At 71.9% G+C, this 24,605-nt stretch carries 20 protein-coding genes; 7 read left to right on the forward strand and 13 right to left on the reverse strand.

What is annotated here, in order from left to right:
- The first annotated feature begins 223 nt into the window (after positions 1-223).
- Positions 224-2,440 carry a terpene synthase family protein gene (locus tag OG386_RS12030; RefSeq protein WP_328788158.1) on the forward strand — a complete coding sequence of 739 codons (2,217 nt, stop codon included), beginning with the start codon at positions 224-226 and terminating at the stop codon, positions 2,438-2,440.
- Positions 2,441-2,484: 44 nt separating this feature from the next.
- On the opposite strand, the gene OG386_RS12035 is transcribed toward OG386_RS12030, so the two are convergent.
- From OG386_RS12035 to OG386_RS12065, 7 genes are all read right to left on the reverse strand, one after another.
- The gene (locus OG386_RS12035; RefSeq protein WP_328788159.1) at positions 2,485-3,735 is read right to left on the reverse strand and encodes a GNAT family N-acetyltransferase; all 1,251 of its coding nucleotides are present in this window, start codon (positions 3,733-3,735) and stop codon (positions 2,485-2,487) included.
- 106 nt (positions 3,736-3,841) lie between these two features.
- Positions 3,842-5,083, reverse strand: a complete 1,242-nt coding sequence (locus OG386_RS12040; protein ID WP_328788160.1) for a YncE family protein — start codon at positions 5,081-5,083, stop codon at positions 3,842-3,844.
- Between the two features lie 165 nt (positions 5,084-5,248).
- Positions 5,249-6,400, reverse strand: coding sequence for an XdhC family protein (locus tag OG386_RS12045; protein ID WP_266606190.1), 1,152 nt, complete (start codon positions 6,398-6,400; stop codon positions 5,249-5,251).
- Positions 6,401-6,505: 105 nt separating this feature from the next.
- Positions 6,506-7,969 carry an NCS2 family permease gene (locus OG386_RS12050; protein WP_328788161.1) on the reverse strand — a complete coding sequence of 488 codons (1,464 nt, stop codon included), beginning with the start codon at positions 7,967-7,969 and terminating at the stop codon, positions 6,506-6,508.
- A 320-nt stretch (positions 7,970-8,289) separates the two neighbouring features.
- On the reverse strand, positions 8,290-10,692 hold the full coding sequence (gene pucD / locus OG386_RS12055) for a xanthine dehydrogenase subunit D (RefSeq protein WP_328788162.1): 2,403 nt from the start codon (positions 10,690-10,692) through the stop codon (positions 8,290-8,292).
- 2 nt (positions 10,693-10,694) lie between these two features.
- A complete protein-coding gene (locus tag OG386_RS12060) occupies positions 10,695-11,312 on the reverse strand; it encodes a (2Fe-2S)-binding protein (protein WP_328788163.1) in 618 nt (205 codons plus the stop codon).
- Positions 11,313-11,314: 2 nt separating this feature from the next.
- Positions 11,315-12,211 carry an FAD binding domain-containing protein gene (locus OG386_RS12065; RefSeq protein ID WP_030715117.1) on the reverse strand — a complete coding sequence of 299 codons (897 nt, stop codon included), beginning with the start codon at positions 12,209-12,211 and terminating at the stop codon, positions 11,315-11,317.
- A 253-nt stretch (positions 12,212-12,464) separates the two neighbouring features.
- Between OG386_RS12065 and OG386_RS12070 the strand changes: the two genes are divergently transcribed.
- Together OG386_RS12070 and OG386_RS12075 are read left to right on the forward strand one after the other, a co-directional pair.
- Positions 12,465-14,144 carry a PucR family transcriptional regulator gene (locus tag OG386_RS12070; protein ID WP_327382583.1) on the forward strand — a complete coding sequence of 560 codons (1,680 nt, stop codon included), beginning with the start codon at positions 12,465-12,467 and terminating at the stop codon, positions 14,142-14,144.
- A 181-nt stretch (positions 14,145-14,325) separates the two neighbouring features.
- Complete coding sequence (locus OG386_RS12075) at positions 14,326-15,102, forward strand: hypothetical protein (protein WP_327388437.1); 777 nt, start codon at positions 14,326-14,328, stop codon at positions 15,100-15,102.
- A 51-nt stretch (positions 15,103-15,153) separates the two neighbouring features.
- On the opposite strand, the gene OG386_RS12080 is transcribed toward OG386_RS12075, so the two are convergent.
- Complete coding sequence (locus tag OG386_RS12080) at positions 15,154-15,819, reverse strand: GntR family transcriptional regulator (RefSeq protein WP_328788164.1); 666 nt, start codon at positions 15,817-15,819, stop codon at positions 15,154-15,156.
- 137 nt (positions 15,820-15,956) lie between these two features.
- On the opposite strand from OG386_RS12080, the gene OG386_RS12085 reads away from it, so the two are divergent.
- Together OG386_RS12085 and OG386_RS12090 are read left to right on the forward strand one after the other, a co-directional pair.
- On the forward strand, positions 15,957-16,817 hold the full coding sequence (locus OG386_RS12085; RefSeq protein ID WP_328788165.1) for a (2Fe-2S)-binding protein: 861 nt from the start codon (positions 15,957-15,959) through the stop codon (positions 16,815-16,817).
- Positions 16,818-17,025: 208 nt separating this feature from the next.
- On the forward strand, positions 17,026-18,084 hold the full coding sequence (locus OG386_RS12090; protein ID WP_328788166.1) for a DUF2637 domain-containing protein: 1,059 nt from the start codon (positions 17,026-17,028) through the stop codon (positions 18,082-18,084).
- Positions 18,085-18,168: 84 nt separating this feature from the next.
- On the opposite strand, the gene OG386_RS12095 is transcribed toward OG386_RS12090, so the two are convergent.
- The 3 genes from OG386_RS12095 to OG386_RS12105 form a co-directional block, all read right to left on the reverse strand.
- Positions 18,169-18,615 carry an ATP-binding protein gene (locus tag OG386_RS12095; RefSeq protein ID WP_405789181.1) on the reverse strand — a complete coding sequence of 149 codons (447 nt, stop codon included), beginning with the start codon at positions 18,613-18,615 and terminating at the stop codon, positions 18,169-18,171.
- Positions 18,616-18,744: 129 nt separating this feature from the next.
- The gene (locus tag OG386_RS12100) at positions 18,745-19,467 is read right to left on the reverse strand and encodes a thiamine pyrophosphate-dependent enzyme (protein WP_328788167.1); all 723 of its coding nucleotides are present in this window, start codon (positions 19,465-19,467) and stop codon (positions 18,745-18,747) included.
- Entirely contained in the window at positions 19,356-19,877 is a 522-nt protein-coding gene (locus OG386_RS12105) for a CGNR zinc finger domain-containing protein (protein WP_328788168.1), read from the reverse strand. The genes OG386_RS12100 and OG386_RS12105 overlap by 112 nt, the downstream gene beginning before the upstream one ends.
- 77 nt (positions 19,878-19,954) lie before the next feature.
- Between OG386_RS12105 and OG386_RS12110 the strand changes: the two genes are divergently transcribed.
- Positions 19,955-21,205: an MFS transporter gene (locus OG386_RS12110; protein WP_328788169.1), complete on the forward strand. Its 1,251-nt coding sequence runs from the start codon at positions 19,955-19,957 to the stop codon at positions 21,203-21,205.
- A gap of 7 nt (positions 21,206-21,212) precedes the next feature.
- On the opposite strand, the gene OG386_RS12115 is transcribed toward OG386_RS12110, so the two are convergent.
- Positions 21,213-22,316: a serine hydrolase domain-containing protein gene (locus tag OG386_RS12115; RefSeq protein ID WP_328793225.1), complete on the reverse strand. Its 1,104-nt coding sequence runs from the start codon at positions 22,314-22,316 to the stop codon at positions 21,213-21,215.
- A gap of 214 nt (positions 22,317-22,530) precedes the next feature.
- Here OG386_RS12115 and OG386_RS12120 point away from each other — a divergent pair, with 214 nt between their 5' ends.
- A complete protein-coding gene (locus tag OG386_RS12120) occupies positions 22,531-22,968 on the forward strand; it encodes a glutaredoxin domain-containing protein (protein ID WP_328788170.1) in 438 nt (145 codons plus the stop codon).
- Between the two features lie 42 nt (positions 22,969-23,010).
- Here OG386_RS12120 and OG386_RS12125 read toward each other — a convergent pair whose 3' ends face one another.
- Positions 23,011-24,411, reverse strand: coding sequence for a protein phosphatase 2C domain-containing protein (locus OG386_RS12125; protein WP_328788171.1), 1,401 nt, complete (start codon positions 24,409-24,411; stop codon positions 23,011-23,013).
- Positions 24,412-24,605 lie beyond the last annotated feature (194 nt).

Raw genomic sequence — 24,605 nt, forward strand, 5'->3', positions numbered from 1 at the left:
TGTGGCGCGGCCCTTTTTCGTATACACGCGCCGCTTACCTCCTCTGAAGTCCACAGGTCGTCGGATCACAAGCAGGGCGACGGCGCTGCGGAACGCCCCGTGCGTCACCTGAAGCGGTGAAATCACTCTTGTCTCACGAGCACCAGGGGTAGTGCCCTGCTGATCTCGTGCAGGGGACCGGGCCGCCGGGCCCCCGTACCCATGACCGAAAGGCCGAGCCGCCGTGACGCAGCCGTTCCAACTGCCGGATTTCTACGTGCCCTATCCGGCGCGACTGAACCCCCACCTGGAGGACGCGCGGACCCACACCAAGAAGTGGGCGCGCGCCTTCGGGATGCTGGAGGGTTCCGGGGTCTGGGAGGAGAGCGACCTCGACTCGCACGACTACGCGCTGCTCTGCTCGTACACCCACCCCGACTGCGACCGCGACGCACTGGCCCTGGTCACCGACTGGTACGTGTGGGTGTTCTTCTTCGACGACCACTTCCTGGAGATGTTCAAGCGCTCCCAGGACCGGGCCGGCGCCAAGGCGTATCTCGACCGGCTCGCCGCGTTCATGCCCATGGACCTGTCCGCCGGTTTCCCCGAGCCCACCAACCCGGTGGAGGCGGGCCTCGCGGACCTCTGGGCGCGGACGGTCCCCGCGATGTCCGCCGACTGGCGGGAACGGTTCTCCTTGTCCACGAAGAACCTCCTCGACGAGTCCATGTGGGAGCTCGCCAACATCGACATCGGGCGCGTGGCGAACCCGCTCGAATACATCGAGATGCGCCGCAAGGTGGGCGGCGCCCCCTGGTCGGCCGGCCTGATCGAGTACGTCTGCGCCGAGGTCCCCGCACGCGTCGCGCACGCGCGCCCGCTCACCGTACTGCGCGACGCCTTCGCCGACGCCGTTCACATCAGGAACGACATCTTCTCCTACCAGCGCGAGGTCACCGAGGAGGGCGAACTCTCCAACGCCGTCCTGGTGTTGGAGACCTTCCTGGACTGCACCACCCAGGAGGCCGCCGAGGCCTCCAACGACCTGCTCACCTCCCGCCTCCAGCAGTTCGAGCAGACCGCGATCGGTGAGCTCCCGCAGCTCTTCGCCGACCACGCGCTGGACCCGGCGGAGATCGCGGCCGTCCTCGCCTACGCCAAGGGACTGCAGGACTGGCAGTCCGGCGGCCACGAGTGGCACATGGTCTCCAGCCGCTACATGAACGCGGAGGCCCGGCCCACCGCCCCGGCGACCCTGCCCTTGCTGCCGTCCGGGCTGGGCACCACCGCGCTCGACCTGCGGTCGGTGTTCACGCGGCGCTCGATGGAGCTGCGCCACCGCTCCTTCACCCACGTCCCCTTCGAGCGGACCGGCCCCTCCGTCATCCCCGAGATCTACATGCCGCACCGGCTCGCCCTCAGCCCGCACCTGGCGCACGCGCGCGAGGAGTCCGTGGCCTGGTCCCGGCGGATGGGCCTGCTGGACCCGCAGCCCGGCGACCCCGGCTCGGCGATCTGGACCGAAGAGCGGCTGCGGGGCTTCGACTTCGCGCTCTGCTCGGCCGGGATCGACCCCGACGCGACGCCGGAGCAACTGGCCCTCAACGCCTGCTGGCTGACCTGGGGCACGTACGGGGACGACTACTACCCGGTGGTCTTCGCCCAGGGCAGGAACCTTCCGGCGGCCAAGGCGACCACCGCCCGCCTGATCGCCATGATGCCGGTCGACCACGCCGAACAGCCGGAGCCGGTGACCGCGATGGAGCGTGCGCTCGGCGACCTGTGGGTGCGCACCGGCGCCGCCATGTCCGCCCGGCAGCGCACCGAGTTCCGGGCGACCTTGGTGAGCATGCTGGAGAGCTGGGTGTGGGAGGTGGATAACCAGATCCAGAACCGCATCCCGGACCCGGTGGACTACGCGGAGATGCGCCGCCGCACCTTCGGCAGCCACCTCACGATGTACCTGTGCCGCCTCGGGCACGAGGGCCGGGGCATCCCCGAGGAGATCTACGCCTCAGGGACCATCCGCTCCCTGGAGAACGCGGTCGCTGACGCCGCCTGCCTGATCAACGACATCTACTCCTACCAGAAGGAGAGGGAGGTCGAGGGCGAGGTCCACAACTACCTCCTGGTCACCCGGAACTTCTTCGACATCGACTACCCGCGGGCCCTGCACATCTGCCATGAGCTGATGACCCGGCGGACCGAGGAGTTCGAGCACATCGTGGCGAACCAGCTGCCGCTGCTCTACGACGACTGGAAGCTCGGCCGGCAGGCGCGCCGAGCCCTGGACGCTTACGTGGGCGAACTGAAGGACTGGCACGCCGGAATCCTCAACTGGCACCAGCAGATCCGCCGTTACCGCCCGGAGGACCTGCGGGCGCAGCCCGACCGGCTGTCCACCGCCGTGCTGGGCCCCGGCTTCGGCATGGCGGCCGCCCGGATCTCCGCACCCGCCTGATCCCGGCGTCGGGGGCGGCCCGCCCGCCCCCGACGCGCCGTTGCTCAGAACTCGTCGCTCGTGTGCGGCAGTACGGCCGTACGCAGGGCCGCGTCCAGCGCCGCCGCCGCGCCGGGCGTGTGCTCCCGTACCAGCCCGGCCGCGACGAGTTCCTCGACCCGCGTCCCGCCGAGGTAGCAGGCGGCCAGTTCGCGTACGTCCAGGGCCAGGTCGGCGGCAGAGTCCGCGTGCTCGTACGCGGCCCCGCCCGGCCCGGCCGCCAGCCGGAACCGCCCGGCGTTGGCGGGCATCCGCACGTCGTGCACCTCCAGCACCACCTCCACCGGCGCGGCCCAGGACCGCCGCCTCAGCGCCGCGCCCACGTCGACCAGGCGCAGCCAGAGCGCCGGGAACTGGGCGGTGATCCGCACCTGGTCCCGGTCCGCGGCGAAGTGCAGCAGCGGGTCGTCGACCGGACGGCCCCACGCGCGGACCGTGCCGGTGAGGTCGAGGGAGGCCACGCACTCCCACAGCGCGGCGGCGACCGCCGGGGTGTCGGCCTCCAGCTCGTCGACCCGGACCAGGCCCGGCACCCGGGTCCGTCCGGCCCCGGCCCCGGCGCCGCCGTCGTCCTCCGGCTTCGTGCGGTAGAGCACGTACCCGGCGATCGGGCGGTCCGCCTCGCCCAGGACGATGATCCGCGGCGGGCTCAGTTCCTCGTCCTCCTCGTCCTGTTCGGCCAGCCACTCCTCGGACCAGCGCTGCGCGCTGCGGGTGGGGCGGCCGGGCCGTCCGGCCCGGGCGGCCTCGTGGAAGGGCCCGATGACGCCGACGGCTTCCTCCGGGTCGACGAGCCGCAGCGGGCGCCGGTCCGGGTCGATGCGCAGGGCCAGCGGGCGGGTGGAGTCGATCTCGATGGTGACGCCGGTGGTGGCGCTGCCGTAGCCGAAGCGGCCGTAGATCGCGGCTTCGGAGGCCCAGAGGGCGGCGAGCGGGCTGCCCGCGTCGGCGGTCCGCCGCAGCATCTCTTCCATCAGCGCGGTGAGCACGCCGCGCCTGCGGTGGGTGGGGGCGACGCCGACGAAGGTGAGCCCGGGGCAGGACAGGTCCGCCCCGGGCACCGAGAGCCGGAAGTCGTGCGCGGCCATGAAGCCGGCCAGGACCGTGCCGTCGTAGGCGCCGATCCGGTCACAACGCGCGAGGAGCGCGCGGTGTTTCTCCCGGACCTCCTTCTCGGGTCGGTCGTGGAAGACCAGGTACGCGAGCTCCAGAGCACGGTCGATGTCGGACTCGGGTACCTCGCGGATGTCCACCATGATCGCGAGACTAATCGGTCATCAGCGGACCGGTCACCTCATACTGGCCGGTTCGGCACGTCCGGCCGGTGCGCGAGCCTCCGGCCGGTGTGCGAACCCCTGCGGACTACCGTGCGGCGGGACCCGTCCAGCCGGCCGGGACGTGGCCGAGCCGGACGCGCTGCGGGTGGTCCCCGACGGGGACGGACACCCGCTTGGTGCCGGTGGCGAAGTCGATGGCCGTGACCCGGTCGGCGCCGCTCTCGGAGATCACGCAGGCACTGCCGTCGCCGGAGACCGTGGCCCAGTACGGCTTGGCTGCGGGCACGAGCGGACCTTCGGCGAGGGTGGCGCGGTCCACGACGGTCGCGTAATCGTCCATGGTGCCCGCGATGCAGAGCTTCGCCCCGTCGGGGCTCATGGACATGCCGTGGTGGCGGGAGTCGTTGACCCAGGTGGTGCGGTCGGTACTGGTGGCGGGGTTCATCGGGAGGGTCTTGAGGCGGGTGATCCGGTCGGAGGGGACGTCGTACTCCAGGAAGCCGTTGAAGAAGGACACTTGGAAGTAGAGCTTCGACTCGTCGGGGCTGAAGGACACCGGGCGGACGGCGTCGGACAGGTCGCGGCGGCCGAAGGCGTCCAGCCGCTCCCGCATGTCGATCACCCGGACCGTGCGGAAGGTCTGCGCGTCGACCACGGTGATCTTGCGGTCGCCCTTCGTCCAGTCGAGCCAGGGCGCGTCGAGGGCGGTGTTCACCTCGCCGATGGAGCTGTTCCACAGGAAGCGGCCGTCGCGGGTGAAGGTGTTCTCGTGCGGCTTGTCCCCGGTGCCGAAGGAGCCGACCTGCCGCCCGGTGGTGATGTCCAGGACGTGGACGGTGTTGGAGGTGGAGGCCGAGACGGCGACGCGGGTCCCGTCCGGCGAGACCGCCATGTGGTCGGAGCGGTACCCGGACACCGGGAAGCGCCAGTTGACGCGTCCGGAGGCCACGTCGATGGAGACGACGTCGGCGAAGCTGGGGCGGGAGACGACGACCGCGGAGCCGTCCGGCGTGGTGAACATGTCGTCGACGAACTGGTCGTGCCCCTCGCCCGCGCTCTCCCGGATGCCGAGGAAGAAGGCGAGCTTCACCGGGTTGAGGTAGATCTCCCGCAGCCGCTCGGCCTTGTCGGGGACCACGTCGATCCGGCCGACCTTGGCCAGGTCGCCGGTGGAGGCGAGGACGTCTGCGGTCCCCTCCCAGTTGTTCCCGACGAAGAGCACCTCGCGCAGGCCGCCGCCCGGAGCGGCGCCCGACGGGGCCGGCGTGAAGGCGGTGAGCAAGGTGGCCGCGGCCAGTAGGCCCAGGGTTCGCACGGTACGCAACATCCGCTCAACTCCGCTACGGGGAAGGGGTGGAGAGGGTGCCTCCTATTACCGGCGGGTAAAATAGGGGGAACGGCACGAGGGCGCAACCCCCACGGGGTGCGCCCTTTTCTCACGACCCTCCCGCACGTCCGGCCGTCACGTTCCTCACGTCCGGCCGTCACGCCTTCAGGCGACGGAACCGATCCGGTCGAGCATCGTGTGCGCGATGTCGGGGTGGATCGGGATGTGCGCGCCGGTCAGGGCCGCGCCGGTGCCGCCGCGACGGTTCGCGACGATCTCGGCGGCGATGGACAGCGCGGTCTCCTCCGGGGAGCGGGCTCCGAGGTCCAGGCCGATCGGGGAACGCAGCCGGGCCAGTTCGAGCTCGGTCACCCCGACCGCGCGCAGTCGCTCGTTGCGGTCCTCGTGCGTGCGGCGGGAGCCCATGGCGCCGACGTAGGCGACGGGCAGCTTGAGCGCCAGTTCGAGGAGCGGGACGTCGAACTTGGCGTCGTGGGTGAGCACGCACAGGACGGTGCGGCCGTCCACGACCGTGGTCTCCAGGTAGCGGTGGGGCCAGTCGACGACGATCTCGTCCGCCTCGGGGAAACGGGTCTTCGTCGCGAAGACGGGCCGCGCGTCGCACACCGTCACCCGGTAGCCGAGGAACTTGCCGATCCGCACGAGGGCGGAGGCGAAGTCGATGGCGCCGAAGACGATCATCCGCGGGGGCGGGACGCTGGACTCGACCAGCACCTTCAGCGGCTCTCCGCAGAGCCTGCCGTCGGCGCCGATCTCCAGCACGCCGGTCCGGCCGGCGTCGAGCATCGCGCGGGCCTCCTCGGCGATGGTGCGGTCCAGCTCGGGGTGTCCGCCGAAGCCGCCCTGGTGGGCGCCTTCGGTACGGACGAACACGGCGCGGCCCATGAGCTCGGCCGGGCCCTGCGCGATCCTGGCCACCGCCGCGGCCTCGCCGCGGGCCGCGGCGGCCAGCCCGGCCGCGAACACCTCCCGGGCGGGAGAGCCCACGCGGACCGGGGTGACCAGGATGTCGATGATTCCGCCGCAGGTCAGACCCACGGCGAAGGCATCGTCGTCGCTGTACCCGAAGCGCTCGTGGACGGTCTCGCCGTCCTCCAGCGCCTGCCGGCACAGCTCGTACACCGCACCTTCCACGCATCCGCCGGAGACCGAGCCGATGGCCGTGCCCTCGCTGTCGACGGCGAGTGCGGCCCCGGGCTGCCGGGGCGCGCTCCCGCCGACCGCCACGACGGTGGCGACGGCGAAGTCACGCCCCTGCTCGACCCACCGGTTCAGCTCTTCGGCGATGTCCAGCATGGGGGGCCTCCTCGGAGAGGTTCGGTTCCAGTATCTGATACGTCGATCTGATGCGTGCATCGGATACGTGGAGGTGCGGGTACGTGATGATCAGGCGGTTCGGGGTCAGCCGACCCCGAGCCAGTGCTCGATCGGGTTCAGGGCGAAGAACACCAGGAAGATCCCGGTCAGCGCCCACATGAAGCCGCCGATCTCCCGGGCCTTGCCCTGAGCGATCTTGATGGCGACGTAGGAGATCACGCCGGCGGCGACGCCGGCCGTGATCGAGTAGGTGAACGGCATGATCACGACGGTCAGGAAGACCGGGATCGCGGTCGCGCTGTCGGCCCAGTCCACGTGGCGGGCGTTCTGCATCATCATCGCGCCGATGACGACCAGGGCCGCGGAGGCGACCTCACCCGGGACGATCTGCGTGATCGGGGTGAAGAAGAGGCAGGCGGCGAAGAACAGGCCGGTGACCACGGAGGCGAGACCCGTGCGGGCACCCTCGCCGACGCCGGTCGCGGACTCGACGAAGACGGTCTGGCCGGAGCCGCCCGCGATGCCACCGATGGCGCCACCGGCGCCGTCGATGAAGAGCGCCTTGGACAGACCCGGCATGCGGCCCTTGTCGTCGGCCAGCTTGGCCTCGGTGCCGACACCGATGATGGTGGCCATGGCGTCGAAGAAACCGGCGAGCACCAGCGTGAAGACGATCATGCCGATCGTCATGTAGCCGACGTCGCCCCAGCCGCCGAAGGAGACGTCACCGAAGAGCGAGAAGTTCGGCATCGAGACCGCGGATCCGTCGAGCTCCGGCGGGCCGTTCTTCCAGGCCTTGGGGTCGATGTCCACGACGGCGTTGAGGATCGCGGCCAGGACCGTACCGCCGACGATGCCGATCAGGATGGCGCCGGGCACCTTGCGGGCCTGGAGCATGAAGATGGCGACCAGGGTGATGCAGAAGAGCAGCACGGGCCAGCCGGACAGCTCGCCGACCGCACCGAGCTGGACGGGGGGACCGAACTCCGGACCCTTGCCGACGAAACCGGCCTTGAAGAAGCCGATCAGGGCGACGAAGAGGCCGATGCCCATGGTGATCGCGTGCTTGAGCGCGAGGGGGATCGCGTTCATGATCATCTCTCGGAGGCCGGTGACGACCAGGAGACAGATCACGACACCGTAGACCACACACATGCCCATGGCCTGCGGCCAGGTCATCTGGGGGGCCACCTGCGAGGCCAGCACGCCGGACACGGAGAGACCGGCGGCGAGGGCGAGCGGCACCTTGCCGACGAAGCCCATCAGGAGCGTGGTGACGGCTGCGGCGAACGCGGTGGCGGTGATGATCGCCGACCCGTCCATCACCGTGCCGGCGACGTCCTTGCCCGACAGGAGCAGGGGGTTGAGCAGGAGGATGTACGCCATCGCCATGAAGGTCGTGATACCGCCACGAACCTCGTTGCCGACGTTTGAGCCTCTGTGCGTTATATGGAAATAGCGGTCGAGCCAGGACCGTCCGGCGGGCGGCTGGGAGCCGTCGCCGGCCTCCTCCGCGGTGGTCTTGGGCTCTACTGACGACTGGGTCATGGTGCCTAACTCCCAAGGTTCAAAGGGGCACCCGCTTGGAGATTGGAGACGCGGGATTTGGGATGCTGCGTTTGGCTGCACGACCCGGGGTGACGGCCCGAGGCGACGCGAATGTTCACTGCGTTTACTGCGGGTAGTGCGGGGGTGACCGCTGGTACCACGGGGGTTCTTGCAGGGGTACTGCCAGGTGAAGGGACCGCGAGCGGTGCGGTGCTTCGTACGTCCTCCGGACGGTGTGGCGCGAAGTGTGACGTTCCCATGTACACCGCCCGGAGAGTCTGAGGGGTCCGGGGGCCTCGCGGCCCCCGGACCACGCCGTCCTAGAGGGTCCCGGTAAGGGCTTCCGGACGGATCGGCGTCTTGTTGATCTCCAGACCCGTCGCCTGCCGGATCGCCGCGATGACGGCCGGGGTGGACGAGAGGGTCGGGGCCTCGCCCATACCGCGCAGGCCGTAGGGGGCCTTCGGGTCGGCGAGCTCCAGGACGTCGACCGGGATGGTCGGGGTGTCCAGGATGGTCGGGATCAGATAGTCCGTGAAGGAGGGGTTGCGCACCTTCGCGGTCTTCGGGTCCACGATGATCTCTTCCATGATCGCGACGCCGAGACCCTGGGTGGTACCACCCTGGATCTGGCCGACCACGGAAAGCATGTTGAGGGCCTTGCCGACGTCCTGCGCGGTCGCCAGCTCGACGACCTTGACCAGGCCGAGCTCGGTGTCCACCTCGACGACCGCGCGGTGCGCGGCGAAGGTGTACTGGACGTGGCCGTTGCCCTGGCCGGTGACCAGGTCGAAGGGCTCGGTCGGCGCGTGACGGAACTCGAGCTCGAGGTCGATGGCCTCGTCGCCCAGGATGTCGGCGATGTCCGCGAGGACCTCGCCGCCGTCGGTGACGACCTTGCCGCCTTCCAGGAGCAGCTCGGCCGTGGCCCACGCCGGGTGGTACGAGCCGTTCTTGCGGCGGCCGATCTCCAGGAGGGCCTCGCGGACCGCCTCACAGGTGTTCTTCACGGCGCCACCGGTCATGTACGTCTGCCGGGAGGCGGACGTGGAACCGGCGGAGCCGACCTGCGTGTCGGCCGGGTGGATGGTCACCTGCGTGACGCCCAGCTCGGTACGGGCGATCTGCGTGTGGACGGTGATGCCGCCCTGGCCGACCTCCGCCATGGCCGTGTGGACCATCGCGACGGGCTCGCCGTTGATGACCTCCAGCCGTACGCGGGCGGTCGAGTAGTCGTCGAAGCCCTCGGAGAAGCCGACGTTCTTGATGCCGACCGCGTAGCCGACGCCGCGGACGACGCCCTCGCCGTGGGTGGTGTTCGAGAGGCCACCGGGCAGCGCGCGGACGTCCGCGCTCTCGCCGGCGGACTCCCACTGGCGCTCGGGCGGCAGCGGGCGGGCCTTGACCCGGCGCAGCAGCTCGGCGACCGGCGCCGGGGCGTCCACGACCTGGCCTGTGGGCATGATCGTGCCCTGCTCCATGGCGTTCAGCTGGCGGAACTCGACCGGGTCCATGCCCAGCTTCGCCGCGAGCTTGTCCATCTGGGCCTCGTAGGCGAAGCAGGCCTGGACGGCGCCGAAGCCGCGCATCGCGCCACAGGGCGGGTTGTTCGTGTAGAGCGCGATCGCCTCGATGTCCACGTCCTCCAGGACGTAGGGACCCACCGAGAGCGAGGAGGCGTTGCCCACGACCGCCGGGGAGGCGGACGCGTACGCGCCGCCATCCAGGACGATCTTGCACTTCATGTGCGTGAGCTTGCCCTCCTTGGTGGCGCCGTGCTCGTAGTAGAGCTTCGCCGGGTGGCGGTGCACGTGGCCGAAGAAGGACTCGAACCGGTTGTAGACGATCTTGACCGGCTTGTTCGTGGCCAGGGCCAGGAGGCAGGCGTGGATCTGCATCGAGATGTCCTCGCGGCCGCCGAAGGCACCGCCGACGCCCGAGAGCGTCATGCGGACCTTCTCCGGCGGGAGGCCCAGGACCGGGGCGATCTGCTGGAGGTCCGAGTGCAGCCACTGGGTGGCGACGTACAGCTCGACACCGCCGTCCTCGGACGGCACGGCCAGACCGGACTCCGGGCCGAGGAAGGCCTGGTCCTGCATGCCGAAGGTGTACTCGCCCTCGACGATGACGTCGGCGCGCTTGCGGGCCTCTTCCACGTTGCCGCGGATGATCGGCTGGCGGTGCACGATGTTCGGGTGCGGAACGTGACCGATGTGGTGGTCGGTGCGGCCCTCGTGGATCAGGGGCGCGCCCGGGGCGAGGGCGGAGGCCTCGTCGGTGACGAGCGGCAGCTCGCGGTAGTCGATCCTGATCTTGGCGGCCGCGCGGCGGGCGGTCTCCGGGTGGTCGGCGGCCACGAGGGCGACCGGCTCACCGTGGTGGCGTACCCGGCCGTTGGCGAGCACCGGGGTGTCCTGGATCTCCAGGCCGTAGTTCTTCATCTCGGCCGGCAGGTCGTCGTACGTCAGCACCGAGTACACGCCGGGCATGGCGAGCGCCTCGGAGATGTCGATGGAGACGATCTCGGCGTGGGCGACGGTGCTGCGCAGCGTCTGGCCCCAGAGCATGTCCTCGTGCCACATGTCCGAGGAGTACGCGAACTCGCCGGTGACCTTGAGGGTGCCGTCCGGGCGGAGAATCGATTCGCCGATGCCGCCCTTGGTGTGCTCCTGGGTGACGTTCGTCGGCGTACCGGCGGGCACGGTGCGGGTGTTCTGCGCCATGGTCAGACCGCCTCTCCCTGACGGGCGGCCGCGAGGCGGACCGCGTCGAGGATCTTCTCGTAACCCGTGCAGCGGCAGAGGTTGCCGGACAGGGCCTCACGGATGTCCTGGTCGGACGGGGAGGAGTTCTCCTCCAGGAGCGCGTCCGCCTGGATCAGCAGACCCGGGGTGCAGAAACCGCACTGGACGGCGCCGGCGTCGATGAACGCCTGCTGGATGGTGGAGAGCTCCACGCCCTCACCGGTCTGCGAGTCAGCCGCTCGACCGGGCCCGTGCGCCTGCCACTGCTTGGCCGCGTCCAGGGACACGCCCTTGCTGCCGCAACCGCCGCCGGTGCCGCAGGCACCGCCGTGGCCGTGCTCGTCGCGCTGCTTGGAGAACTCCGCCAGGCCCTCGACGGTCACGACGTCGCGACCCTCGACCTGACCGGCCGCCACCAGGCACGAACAGACCGGTACGCCGTCGAGACGGACGGTGCAGGAACCGCACTCGCCCTGCTCACAGGCGTTCTTGGAGCCCGGCAGGCCCAGGCGCTCGCGCAGGACGTACAGGAGGGACTCGCCCTCCCACACGTCGTCGGCTTCCTGCTGACGGCCGTTGACCGTGAAATTGACGCGCATGATTACGCAGCCCCTTCAAGCGAGCGGCCGTTGCCGGTACCGCGGTACTGCTCCCAGGTCCAGACGAGCTGGCGGCGAGCCATGATGCCGACCGCGTGACGGCGGTACTTCGCCGTGCCGCGGACGTCGTCGATCGGGTTGGCCGCGCCGGAGGCGAGGTCACCGAACTGCTTGGCGATCGACGGGGTGATGACCTTGCCCGACTCCCAGAAGCCGCCCTCTTCGAGCGCGGCGTTCAGGAACTCCTCGGCGGCCTTCGCCCGGATCGGGGTCGGCGCGGCCGAGCCGATGCCGGTGCGGACCGTGCGGGTCTCGGGGTGCAGCGCCAGACCGAACGCGCAGACCGCGATGACCATCGCGTTGCGGGAGCCGACCTTGGAGTACTGCTGGGGGCCGTCCGCCTTCTTGACGTGAACGGTCTTGATGAGCTCGTCGGCGGCCAGCGCGTTGCGCTTCACACCTGTGTAGAACTCGTCGATCGGGATGAGGCGGGAGCCGCGTACGGACTCCACCTCGACCTCGGCGCCCGCCGCGAGCAGCGCGGGGTGGGAGTCGCCGGCCGGCGAAGCGCAACCGAGGTTGCCGCCGACACCGCCGCGGTTGCGGATCTGCGGGGACGCGACCGTGTGCGAGGCGAGCGCGAGTCCCGGGAGCTCCGTACGGAGGTTCTCCATGATCTGGGTGTACGGGACGGAGGCGCCCAGGCGAACCACGTCCTCGCCGACCTCCCATTCCCGCAGCAGACCGATGCGGTTCAGGTCCAGGAGGTACTCCGGCCGGCGGTGGTCGAAGTTGATCTCGACCATCACGTCGGTGCCACCCGCAATCGGCACAGCTGAGGGGAACTCGGCCTTAGCGGCGAGCGCCTCCTCCCAGCTGGCGGGGCGAAGGAAGTCCATGAGCGGCTCTCTTCTTCTTCATCGTGTCGTTTACTTCAAGCCAGGAGGCCCGAGAGTCCTCGACTGGTCGTTCACGTGCTGTTAACGCGGTGTGGACCCAGTACACAAGCCGCTCGCCCCCCGGTGCAGTCACTGAAACCATGAAGGAGTTGGCTGACGGCCTCCCTCGTCTTGTAGATTCGTATGAAAGGCAGGATGCGACGACCTGCCCGATTTCCAACGGCAACATTCGAGACAGATCGGCGGCGACATCATGCGGCTGCGCGCACTGCTGGAAACCGAGGCGCTGGGGCTGCGGCTGCTCGGCGGCGAGGGTGAACTCGACCGGACGGTCCGCGGGGTCATGACGACCGACCTACGGGATCCCAGCCGGTACCTGTCGGGGGGCGAACTCGTCTTGACGGGCCTGGCATGGAGACGAAATTCAGCCGACTCCGAGCCATTCGTACGAATCCTCGCGAGCGCGGGCGTCGCCGGGCTCGCCGCGGGTGAGGCGGAGCTGCAGGCCATTCCCGATGATCTCGTTTCGGCCTGTGTGCGCAACCGGCTGCCGCTGTTCGCCGTGAACGAGGACGTTGCATTCGCCACGATCACCGAGTACGTCGTCCGGCAGGTTTCGGGCGAGCGCGCCGGAGACCTCGCGGCCGTCGTCGACCGACACCGCCGGCTGATGACCTCGGGGCCGGCCGGTGGCGGCCCCGACGTGGTGCTCGATCTGCTCACCACCGACCTCGATCTCCGGGCCTGGGTGCTGTCCCCCACCGGCCGGCAGATCGCCGGGGCGGGCGAGCCGCTGGCGCCGGGCGTGTGCGCAGCACTGGCGGGCGAGCACCTTGCGGCGGTCCGGACGGGCCGTAGGGGGCCGCATCGGATCTCCATCCAGGGTATTACCTACTCGCTCTTCCCGATCAGGGGACACGGGCGCGGGGCCGCCGGTCCGGGGGCCCGCGACGTGCGCGAGACCGTGCTCTCGGACTGGCTGCTGGCCGTCGAGGCGGACGCGGGCGACTGGCCCGCCGAGCGCCTCGACCTGCTGCAGGGCGTCACCCAGCTGATCGCCGTGGAGCGGGACCGGCGCGACGCGGCCCGCACCGTGCGCCGCCGCCTCGCACAGGAGGTCCTCGAACTGGTCCAGACGGGTGCCCCGCCCGCGGAGATCGCCGCCCGCCTGCGGGTCGCGGCCCCGGTGCTGCTGCCCGGGCTGGGCGCCGCCCCGCACTGGCAGGTCGTCGTGGCCCGGGTGGACTGGGAGGGCGGGGACGTCCCCGGCGGCCCGGTGGCCCAGTCACTGCTGGAGGAGATCCTCGTCGACCCGTCCGTCTCGGGGCCCGAGCCCTCGGACCGGATCGCCGTCGCCCATGCGGGTGACGAGGCCATCGCCCTGGTGCCGCTGCCCTCGCTCTCCGGGGACGCCGGGGAGGACAAGGGCCCGGATTCCGCCCTGCACGCCGACGAGCTGCTCGCGGCCGTACGGGACCCCCTGGCGGCCGGTCTGGCCGACGACGGCCGGCTCACGCTGGGCGTCAGCGCGGCCGTGCACTCGGCCGAGGGGCTGCGCGGGGCGCTGGAGGAGGCCCGGCACGCCCGCCGGGTGGCCGCGGCGCGCCCGGGCCGGGTCTGCGCGGCGGGCCACCACGAGCTGGCCTCGCACGTGCTGCTGCTGCCGTTCGTCCCGGACGACGTCCGCCGCGCCTTCACGGCCCGGCTGCTGGACCCGCTGCGGGACTACGACCGGCGCCACCGCGCGGAGCTCATCCCGACGCTGGAGGCGTTCCTGGACTGCGACGGTTCCTGGACCCGCTGCGCGACGCGGTTGCACCTGCACGTCAACACGCTGCGCTACCGCGTCGGGCGAATCGAGCAGTTGACGGGGCGGGACCTGTCCCGGCTGGAGGACAAGCTCGACTTCTTCCTGGCACTGCGGATGAGCTGAGGAGATCCACCCCCGGGCCACCGGGGTTCGGCCGCGGGACGGCTGATGATCCGTCCGGACTTTGTGAAAAAGTTCACCCAACCCCTTGGCCGAGGCCGTGAATCCGTGCTCTCATTTCGCCCCAGGGCTCAACGATGTGCTGCTTGCTTGCTTTGGGGAGGGCAATGTGGCGGACACCGCCATGTCGGGTGCCGGAACAAGCGGAGGAGACGACCCCCTCCAGCGGGCGATATGGCGGCTGCGCTCGCGCGGCTGTTGGACGGATGCGGCGGCGCTGCTGACGCCGCACATCGGCAAGGCCGGCAGTGCCGGGGCGGCCGTGCAACGGACCGCGCTGCTGGTGGAGCGGTGCCTGTTCACCGGGCAGGGCTGGGCCGAGGCCGAGGACGCGCTGCGGATCGCCGAGGCGGTGTCCCAGGACGACGACGACCGGGGTGCGGCTGCGTGCGAGCGGGGCCAGCTGGCGTACGCCGCCACCGTGCTCGGCGTGCGCGACCGGGCCGACGAGGCCCGCTCCGCGCTGGGCCGGGCCGCGGCCCTGCTGTCCCCGCAGTCCCGGACCCGCCCGCTGCTGGACTTCCGGCGGGGGCTCGTCGCCGAGCACCTCGCGGACGCCCCGCAATCGGCCCGGCCGGCGTACCACCGGGCCCACGCGGGGGCGGAAGCGCACGGGGACACCCTGCTGCTGTCCTTCACCTGGCGGCACCTGGCCGCGCTGGCCCTGCGGGACGGGGAGGTGGCCGAGGCCCGCAAGGGCTTCGCGGAGTCCCTGCGCATCCGCGAGGACCTGGGCTTCCTGATCGGCACGGCCCCGGCGCTGGCCGCCCTGGCCGAGGCCGAACCGGAACCGGAGGCCACCCGGCTGCGCGCGGAGGCCCGCCGCCTGTTCCACCTGCTGGGCGGCATCCCCACCTGGCTGGCGGACCAACTCCACCCGACCCCTTCGCCTGCGGCGTAGCCCGCTCCGACCGTCACCCCAACGGCGCTCCGCGCCCGGGGTGGAGCACGGTCAGGCGGGGGAGCCCGCGAAGTGTTCGCGGACCAGCGACTCCACCACCGGGAGGTCCCGCGCGATCAGCGCCTCCAGCAGCGCCGAATGCTCCGCCGCATCGGCCACGAGATCGGCCCGCCGAACCCGCGGAGCGCCCGGCAGGGGCCACTGGGCCCGGCGGTGGAGCTCCTCCGCCACCTGCACCAGCTGCTCGTTGCCGGCCAGCCGCAGCACCGCCCGGTGGAAGTCCCGGTCCGCCGCCGCGTACCCCGGCAGGTCACCGGCCGCCGCCGCCTCGGCCGTGGCGGCGGCGGCCGGACGCAGGGCCTCCCAGGTGACCGCCGGAACCGTGCGGGCCAGCCGGATCATCACGGGCACTTCGAGCAGCGCCCGCACCTCGGCCAGCTCGGCGAGCTCCTTCGGGGTGCGGGAGAGCACGCGGAAGCCCCGGTTGGGGAGGCACTCCACCGCCCCTTCCACGGCCAGCTGCTGCATCGCCTCGCGCACGGGGGTCGCGGAGACCCCGAAGCGCTCCCCGAGGGCCGGGCCCGAGTAGATCTCCCCCGGCACCAGCTCTCCGTCGATCAGGGCCGCGCGCAGCGCGTCGAGCACCTGACCGCGCACCGAATGGCGCAACACCTTCTGCCTTTGTGCCGGCACCCGGGCCTGGGCCGTTTCGTGCACGCGGTCCTCCTCCGGGTCTCGACCTCTCCTGAGAATAGGTGACGGCGTGCGCGGGGAGGGGTGCGGATCGATCCGAATCAGGTAAGGTAAGGCTAACCTGTTAACGATCGTGTGATTCTGTGATTCGGTGGCCCGTCATGACCGTCACGACCTTCCCGGCTGTCACATCCACCCCGCCCGGCTCTGCGGTGACGGATGCGTTCGCCAGGCTGGCCGAGGCGTACGGCGGACTGCGGGTGATCGAGCGAACCGCTGACGAACCCCTCCCCCGCGGTGTGGGATGGGTCGGCGCGGACGAGCTCGCGGCCGGCGGGCCGGCCCTGGACGCCTTCCTCGCCTGGGACAACGCCCAGGTCCTGAGGGACTACGGGACGCAGGCCCGCCCCGACGTGATCGCAGGCTTCGGCCTGCACCGGTACGCGTGGCCGGCCTGCCTGCTGATCACCCTCCCGTGGTTCCTGCACCGGCGGGTCCCCCGCCTTCCGGTCACCGAGGTGGCCTTCCACCGGACGCTGGGCCGGATGAGCGTGCACGTCGGGGAGTTCGCATGCCTGCCGGACGATCCGGCGGCCGCAACCCCGGGGGCCCGTGTCGTGCCCGACGAGGAGGCCCTGCGCGAGGAGGTGCGGGCTGCGGTGGCCCAGCACCTCGGACCGCTGCTGGAAGGTTTCGGCCCGCGCATGCGGCGCGGCCGCCGCGCCCTGTGGGGCATGGTGACCGACGAGGTCGTCGAGGGCCTCTGGTACATCGGCAACCTGCTCGGCGAGGAGCAGCGGGCCATGGCCGAACTGGAGGCGCTCCTGCCGGGCTCCACCGCCCCGTACACCGGCGGCGCGGGGTTCCGTACGCTCACCGGCCCCGCCGGTGAGGAGCTGCCCACCCGGGACCGGGCCGGCTGCTGCTTCTTCTACACCATCCGCCCCGAGGACACCTGTGTCACCTGCCCCCGGACCTGTGACGCCGACCGGATCGCCCGCCTCGCGGCGACCGCCGCCTGAACCCACCCCGTACGACTGACTGAATTCGAACACAACTCGGCCCGTGCGGCCGCCAGTTCGAGCTACAACACCCTATCCGGCGGGCCCCGCCCCCCGATGGCGTCCACTTGCCCCGAAAGCTGCGTGCACGGCTCACCGGCTACGCCACTATGGCGCCCGGAAAGCCGTACAGCCGCATGGCCGCACACGCGAGGCAAGGGACATTCGCATGAGACTGACCGACATATCGCTGGACTGGCTGCTGCCCGGCAGCCTGCTGATCCTGGGCGTACTTGCGGCAGTTGCGGTGCTGGCCCGTGGCAAGCGGGAGAGCGAGAAGGCCGCGGCCGACGACAGTTGGGAGCGCAGCGAGGAACGGCGGCGGCGCAAGGAAGCCGTCTACGGGACCGCTTCGTACGTTCTGCTGTTCTGCTGCGCGGCGGTCGCGGCCGCGCTCTCCTTCCACGGGCTGGTCGGCTTCGGCCGGCAGAACCTCAACCTCACCGGAGGCTGGGAGTACCTCGTCCCCTTCGGCCTCGACGGCGCCGCGATGTTCTGCTCGGTGCTCGCCGTGCGCGAGGCCAGCCACGGTGACGCGGCCCTCGGCTCGCGCATGCTCGTCTGGCTGTTCGCGGGCGCGGCCGCGTGGTTCAACTGGGTGCACGCCCCGCGGGGCCTGGGCCACGACGGGGCCCCGCAGTTCTTCGCCGGGATGTCGCTCTCGGCGGCCGTGCTCTTCGACCGCGCCCTCAAGCAGACCCGCCGGGCGGCGCTGCGCGAACAGGGCCTGATCCCGCGGCCGTTGCCCCAGATCCGGATGGTCCGCTGGCTGCGGGCCCCCCGGGAGACCTTCGGCGCCTGGTCCCTCATGCTGCTGGAAGGGGTACGCACCCTCGACGAGGCCGTGGACGAGGTGCGCGAGGACAAGAAGGAGCGGGAGCAGGACCGGCACCGCAGGCGCGATCAGAACCGGCTCGACCGGGCGCGCATCAAGGCGCTGGGCCGGCAGAACCGGGCGTTCGGGCGGTCACGCGGCCGCCAGGTCGAGCTCCCGGAACTGACGCAGGGAGCGGGCTCCGCGCCGGTCGGCGCGGAGCCCGCCATACCGGAATCAGGACAACTGCCCTTGCAACGCCGGCCCTCCCTGCAGGCCGTCAACCGAACCGAGTCCCTTGACGTGACCGGCACCCGGACGGTGGACCTCACCGCCGAGGACGACACCCAGACCATTCCCCGGCTGGACTCGCTGGAGCGCAAACTGAAGGACCTGGAGCAGCAGTTCGGCTGATCCGGTCCGCTCGTACGGGGAGACCCCGCGGGGCCCGCCTGCTCGGGCGGGCCCTTCGTCGTACAGCCCGTCGTCCGGCCCGCGCTACGACGCGTCGTGCCGTCCGTCGAGCTCGAACCACACCACCTTGCCGCTGCCCAGGGCGAGCGCGTCCACGCCCCAGTCGTCGGCGAGCGCCTGCACCAGCACGAGTCCCCGGCCGTGCGTACCGTCGTCGGCGGTCGGTACGTACGGCCGGGGCCGGCGTGCGGCGTAGTCCCGGACCTCCACCCGTAACCGGGTGGCGGCGAGACTCGCGTGCACCTCCGCGCCGCGGTCGGTGTGGACGAGCGCGTTGGTCACGAGCTCGGTGATCAACAGCTCGGCCACCTCGGCGGCATCGGTATGGCACCGGTGGCGCATCAACTCCCGCAGGGCCCGGCGGACTTCGCCGACCGCCTTCAGGTCGGCCCGGCGTACGCTCCGGGTGATCCGCAGCGTGTCCACCGATTCCCCGTCCCCGTCCCCGTCGGCGGACGGCTCGCGCGGCACCGGCCTCCCTCTCCCCCACAGCTTTCCGGTCTTCGCCCCCACCCGCACGGCGATGTCCCTCCCGTGTCCTTGCTCTCGAACAGGTCTACGGGATGCATGCCCCCCGGGCGGTTCCGCACTCCTGCGGGCTCAGGGGCGGGGCGCGTCGGGGAGGTCGGATCGAGCCATCCCCATGACGCGGCTGACCGCTGCGTCGCACACGATCTTGCTGGCGGACCGTGCGAATCCGGCCACGGTTTCGGCACTGGTCTTCGGAGGAATCCACAAGGCGACCGGGTCCGTCACCGCGCCCACCCGAGCGGGTCCCCGATGCCGGAAAGCGCCCTCCAAAGCCCCCATGAGCTGCCCGGCCTTTGCCACGCGGACCCCGTACCCGCCGCCCGCGCGCACGAGGGCGGCGACGTCGGGGTCCTGGTCCGTCGTCCTTGAGGAGAAGAGGCCGGAAATCGTCACCTCCCACTCGGCTTTTCCCCGGGGTGAGTTGTCGAAGGGGACCATTTTGATGGGCAGGTCGTACTGCACGAGGGGGAGGAAATCTCCCCACGGCATCGAGCAACCACCGTCGCCCGCCATCGACACCACTTGACGGTTCCGATCGGTGGACCGTGCGCCACTCGCCGTTCGGGGAAAGAAAGATAGCGCGCCACCCGCACCTTGCACATGCCGGTGCGGACGGGGAAGCGGGCCGGGCGCCGGCCGAAGGCGTGAACTGCGTCCGCGACGGGTGAAGGGACGGGCCCTCAGCCGGCGTGCCGCGCCCGGTGGCGGCGGACCGCGTCCCGATTGGCGCAGCAGGGCGAGCAGTAGCGCTGCCGTCCCGTGCGCGAGGTGTCGGCGAAGACCGCGGTGCACTCGGACACGGCGCATCGCCGGAGCCGGTGCATGCCCCGGCCCGCGAGGTGCAGTGCGGTCCCGACGGCGATCAGCGAGAACAGCTGGTCACCGAAGGGCTGTTGATCGTCCCGGTAGTGCAGGTGCCAGCCGTCGCCGGCGTGGTCGGTCAGCCTCGGGAAGGCGGCGGCCTCTTCCAGCATGCCGTTGAGCAGCGCGGCGCGCTCCGGTTCGTCGGCGGCGTCGACGACCTTCTCCCACACCGTCAGGGCGCGGTGCGCACGGCCCAGATCCTCCGGGGTGACGGGCCCCGACACCGCCAGCCCGGCGGCACGGCAGCGGTCTGCGAGTTCCCCGGGGCTCGACGGGCGACGGTTGGTCAGGGCAGCGGCCAGGTTCACCGCGTCCGCCCCGTAAGGGTTGAGGTGCACAAGACCATTACAGCAGGCTGTCCGCACCCCGGAAAGGGGCTCTCGTCCGCCCCTGCCCCCGACCAGCGGAGTCCACCATGCCGCGACTGCTGCCCGCCCCCGGCCCCCCACGCGTCCTCGCCGTCTCGACGTTCGCCAACGCGATCGGCAGTGGGGTGTACCTGACCGCCGGCGTCCTCTACTTCACCGAGGCGGTCCGGCTCCCCGCGGACCAGGTCGGACTCGGCCTCGGCATTGCGGGACTCGTGGCGCTCGGGGTGGGCATCGGGGCCGGGCATCTCGCCGACCGCCGCGGCCCGCGCGGCGTGTACGCGGCCACGCTGCTCCTGCGCGCCCTGGCCACGGCCGGCTTCGTGTCGGCCGACGGCTTCTGGTCGTTCGTGCTGGTCGTCACCCTGGCCGTGTCGGCCCAGGGCGCAGGGGTGTCGGCGCGCGGCCCGATCATCAAACGACACGGCGGTCAACGCCCCCAGGAACTGAGGGCGTACCTGCGGTCCGTCAGCAACACCGGGATCTCGCTGGGCGCCGTACTCGCGGGCTGGGCCGTCCAGTCGGGCACGGACACGGCCTACCGGCTCCTGATCGCCGGCAACGCCGTCTCCTTCGCGGTGTCCGCCGCGCTCCTGCTCCGCCTCGCCCCGATCCGTCCCCTACCGAGCGGCGGCGGTCGCCGGTGGGCCGCCCTGCGGGACCTGCCCTACCTCGGGATCAGCGCCCTGGACGGCGTCATGGCCGTCCAGTTCAAGGTCCTGACCGTGGCCGTCCCCCTGTGGCTCATCGGCGAGACGACCGCACCGCGCTGGCTGGTGTCCGCCGGCATGCTGACCAACACGGTGATCGTCGTCGCCTTCCAGGTGCGTGCCAGCCGGAACATCGGCACCCCCGCCACCGGCGCTCGCGCCTACCGTCGCGCCGGTGCCGCGTTCCTCGCCTCCTGCTCCCTGGTCTCCCTGTCGGCGGGAGCACCCGCCTGGGCGGCCGTCACGCTGCTCCTGGTCGCGGTCGTCGTCCACACCGTCGGCGAGCTCTGGCACGCAGCGGGAGGGTTCGAGATCTCCTTCGCCCTCGCTCCCGAACATGCCACCGGCCAGTACCTCGGCGTGTTCGGCATGGGCGCCGGACTCGCCGAGGCTCTCGGCCCGTCCCTGCTGATCGCCCTGTGCATCGGCTGGGGGCGACCCGGCTGGTTCGTCCTCGGCGCCGTCCTCGCCCTCACCGGCCTCGTGGCTCCGCCCGCGGTCCGCTGGGCGGAGCGCCGCAGGCCTGGTGCGGCCGACGGCGAGGACTCCCCCGCCGCGCGCGGTGCGGCATCGCGCGCCCTGACCTGATGGTGGCTCAGTCGCACAGGACTGCCGTCTGGGCCTGCTCCAGCGCACGGGTGCGCGGGACGGGCGCCTCATTCTTCAGTTCCGCGCCGAGGTCGTAGACATTGGCGGCCAGGACCAGTTGTCGCCCGCCGTCGGCGGTGGTGAGGGACACGCTGGTGAAGCCGGGTCCGCTGCCGTCGGTCGCCCAGGCGCTGACCTGCTTGCTGCCCGGTCCCGGGCCGCACGTCACGTCGACGGACTGCACACCGAGTCCGTACGCCGGCTTGCCGCGGCTCCCCGTCAGGAGTTCACGCTGCTGGGCGGGGCGCAGCAGCACGCCGGCGAACAGGGCCCGGTGGAAACGGGCCAGGTCGCCGACCGTGGAGATCATGGCGCCGGCGGTCCAGTCGTACGACGGGCTGAACCGGGTGACATCGCGCCCCTTGAGGTCATAGCCGTGCAGATGGGGGCCGCGGATGTTCGGGTCGGTCACCGGGAAGGAGGTGTCCTTCAGACCGAGCGGCACGATGATCCGCCGATGGATTTCGGAGGGTGCGCTGCGGTGCGTGACCGCCTCGATCACCAGACCCGCGAGGAGGTAGTTGGTGTTGGAGTACCCCCAGCCGTCGTCGGACGTGAACGTCGGCTCGTGCCGTACCGCGCGGGCGATCACCTCCCGGGGCGTGTACACGTGGTCCCAGTCGTGGCGCTCCAGGTAGGGCGCGAAGAACTCCGGCTCGTTGGTGGGGTCGTAGATGGCCGAGGTGTGGTTGAGCAGCTGCCGGACGGTGATGGCCGTGCCGTCGTTGCCGTTTCCCCGGACCACGCCGGGCAGCCACGTGTCCACGCTGTCGTCGAGCGAGAGCCGCCCTTCGCCCTCCAGCTGCAGGAGCACCGTCGACACGAACGACTTGGTGTTGCTCGCGATCCGGAACCGCTGGTCCGGCCGGGCCCGCTCGCCGGTCGCCGTGTCCGCGAGCCCGGCCGCCGTGCGCGACTCCCGCTCCCCGCGCCTGGCGTACGCCACGACACCGGGGAATCCGTCGGCGACCGCCTGCTCGATGGCCTCCTCGAGGCCGGCGGGCGGTGCGGCCGGCCCCCGTTCCGCCGCGTGCGCGGCCGCGGGGAGCATCCCCACCACCACCGCGCAGATCCCTATCCATAACCCCGCGGCCCGTGCCCGTGAATTCACCGATCAGTCCCGTTCCTGTTGCCTGCGCCGTTCCCTTCCCAGCCTGCCGGGCCGCCGCACCGCTCGCCCATCCCGCTACCACCCGGACCGGCACGGGGGTTGCCCCCACCCCTGGTTCGAGGAGCCTGACGGCCCGTCGATAGCCTGCGCCCTCATGACGCGTGCTTGGATCTTGCCCATGCTGTTCGGGTCCTGCGGATCGGTCGTCGCGGCTGGCCTGGTCCTGAGCGGGAGCCCCGGCGCGGCCGCGGCACTCCTCCTGGTGTTCGTGCTGCTGGCCGGCATGCACTCGCCCCTGGTGTTCCCGCGGTCGATCGGTGCGCCGGAGGCACAGCGCAGGAGCGCGGCCGACGGCCGACCGGTCGTCTTCTGGCGACCGGGCTGCAAATACTGCATACGCCTGCGCATCCGGCTGGGCCGTAGCGCCCGCCAACTGCACTGGGTCGACATCTGGAGTGACCCCGCAGGAGCCGCTGTGGTGAGGGCGGCCAACGACGGGAACGAAACCGTGCCGACCGTCTTCGTGGCGGGCCGGCCGCACACCAACCCCGATCCCGCATGGGTGCGCGGACAGCTCTTGCCCCTCGCGTGACCGGAAGCCGTGCCGCCGCGGTTCCGCCCCGGTCCGCCCCGGTTACGCCTCCCAGACCGCGGCGGCCGTCCGGTCGTCGGCGTACCCCTTGAGGCGGAGCTGGGTGTCCGCGAGGAAGGCCGCGAGGCCCGGCGGCTCCTGACCGGCCCAGCGGGCGGCGAGTTCCGTCGGGAGCGCGGCCTCCTCCCGCATCGGCTCCGACAGGCCCCCGGAGCACAGCAACAGGGTGTCCCCGGACCGGGCCACGGCCGCGCGGAAGCGGAAGCCGCCCTCCGTGTCCTCGGCCGGCCCGACGGGTTCCAGGTCCTGCCACTGCCCCGCGCGGAGCCGGAACAGGCCGCCCGCGCCCGCGCCGAAGCACACCCTGGTGCGGCACTGCGGGTCCACCGGGAGCAGGAGCCCGCGCAGTCCGGCGGTGTACGCCGCTTCCGCGAGCCCCAGCTCGACGGCGCGGGCCCGCAGTCGCCCGTAGCCCCGGTCGGTGAGCCGTTGCAGGCCCGAGCGCAGGGCGTCGCGGCGCCCGGCGCGGATGTCGTCGGCCAGCCGCTCCTGGCTGCGCCCGACGGCGGAGGCGACGGTGCGGCACAGCTCGGCGGCGGCCTCGGCGGCCCCGGGAGCGGCCCGGTCCCCGCCCGCGAGGGCCACCAGGACCAGCGCGTCGTCGCCGCTGCCGAAGCGGGCGGTGAGCAGGAAGTCGCGGCGGGCCTCACCGCGGTAGCGGGCGGAGTCCCCGCGCAGGGAGGCGGCGCGCAGGGTGTAGGTGCCGTAACGGGCCCCCTCCAGGACGGTGTCCGGGGTCAGTTCCTCGATGGCGGCCGGGTCGGCGGGCGGAAGGGGGCCCGGCTCGGCGGCGTAGGTGGGAGCGCGGTCGCCCAGGTGGGAGACCTCGGGCCGAACGGTCTCCGGTCCGGCCGCCACCGGCTCGGCCCCGGGCTCGGGCCCCGGCCCGGGCTCGGCCACGGGCGCCGGCTGCAACGGCTGCGGGGCCGGATCGAACCAGGCCTCCGGGCTCGGTGCCTCCGGGTGCCGCACCGGCAGCTCGGGCCCGCGCACCGGTGGTACGGCCACGCCGCCGAGCGCGTACCCCGTGGCGTCGCCCGCCCGGGGGTCCCGCGGCGGCGGGAAGTCGGGCAGGGTCGGGGTGGGCGCCGGCTCCCCCTGCCGGGGGCCGGGCAGCAGCGGCTCCGGGGCGCGCGGAGGTTCCGGCGGGCCCGGATCCGGCACGACGTCCGGTGCCACGTCCGGCGCGAGGTCCGGCGCGAAGGCCTGTGCCGGGCCCGTGGCAGGGGCCGCGGCCGGTGCCGGCACCGGTGCCGGGTCCGTCGTCACGCCCGCCGCCGAGCGGAACCGCTTGTCCAGGGTGTCCCCCGGGTCGGGTTCCGCTTCCGCGTCCGGGCCCTCGTAGAGCTTCTGCCACCAGTCGTCCGCACCCTGCTGACTCATGGCTCCATTCTCGGCGCCGCACGGGGCCGGAAAACGCCGAATGCACGAAAAGGGTCCGCCGGACCGCCGTCCGCCGGACCCCTCCCGTTCCAGCCGTACGGGTCAGCGCACGTCGTACGCCCGCACGACCGTCTGGGTGACCGTGGCGCCCTTCGCGTCGGTCAGCTCGACCTTCGGCGAGACGGGCTTGCCGG

It is taken from the genome of Streptomyces sp. NBC_00273 (assembly GCF_036178145.1).
Taxonomy (GTDB): domain Bacteria; phylum Actinomycetota; class Actinomycetes; order Streptomycetales; family Streptomycetaceae; genus Streptomyces.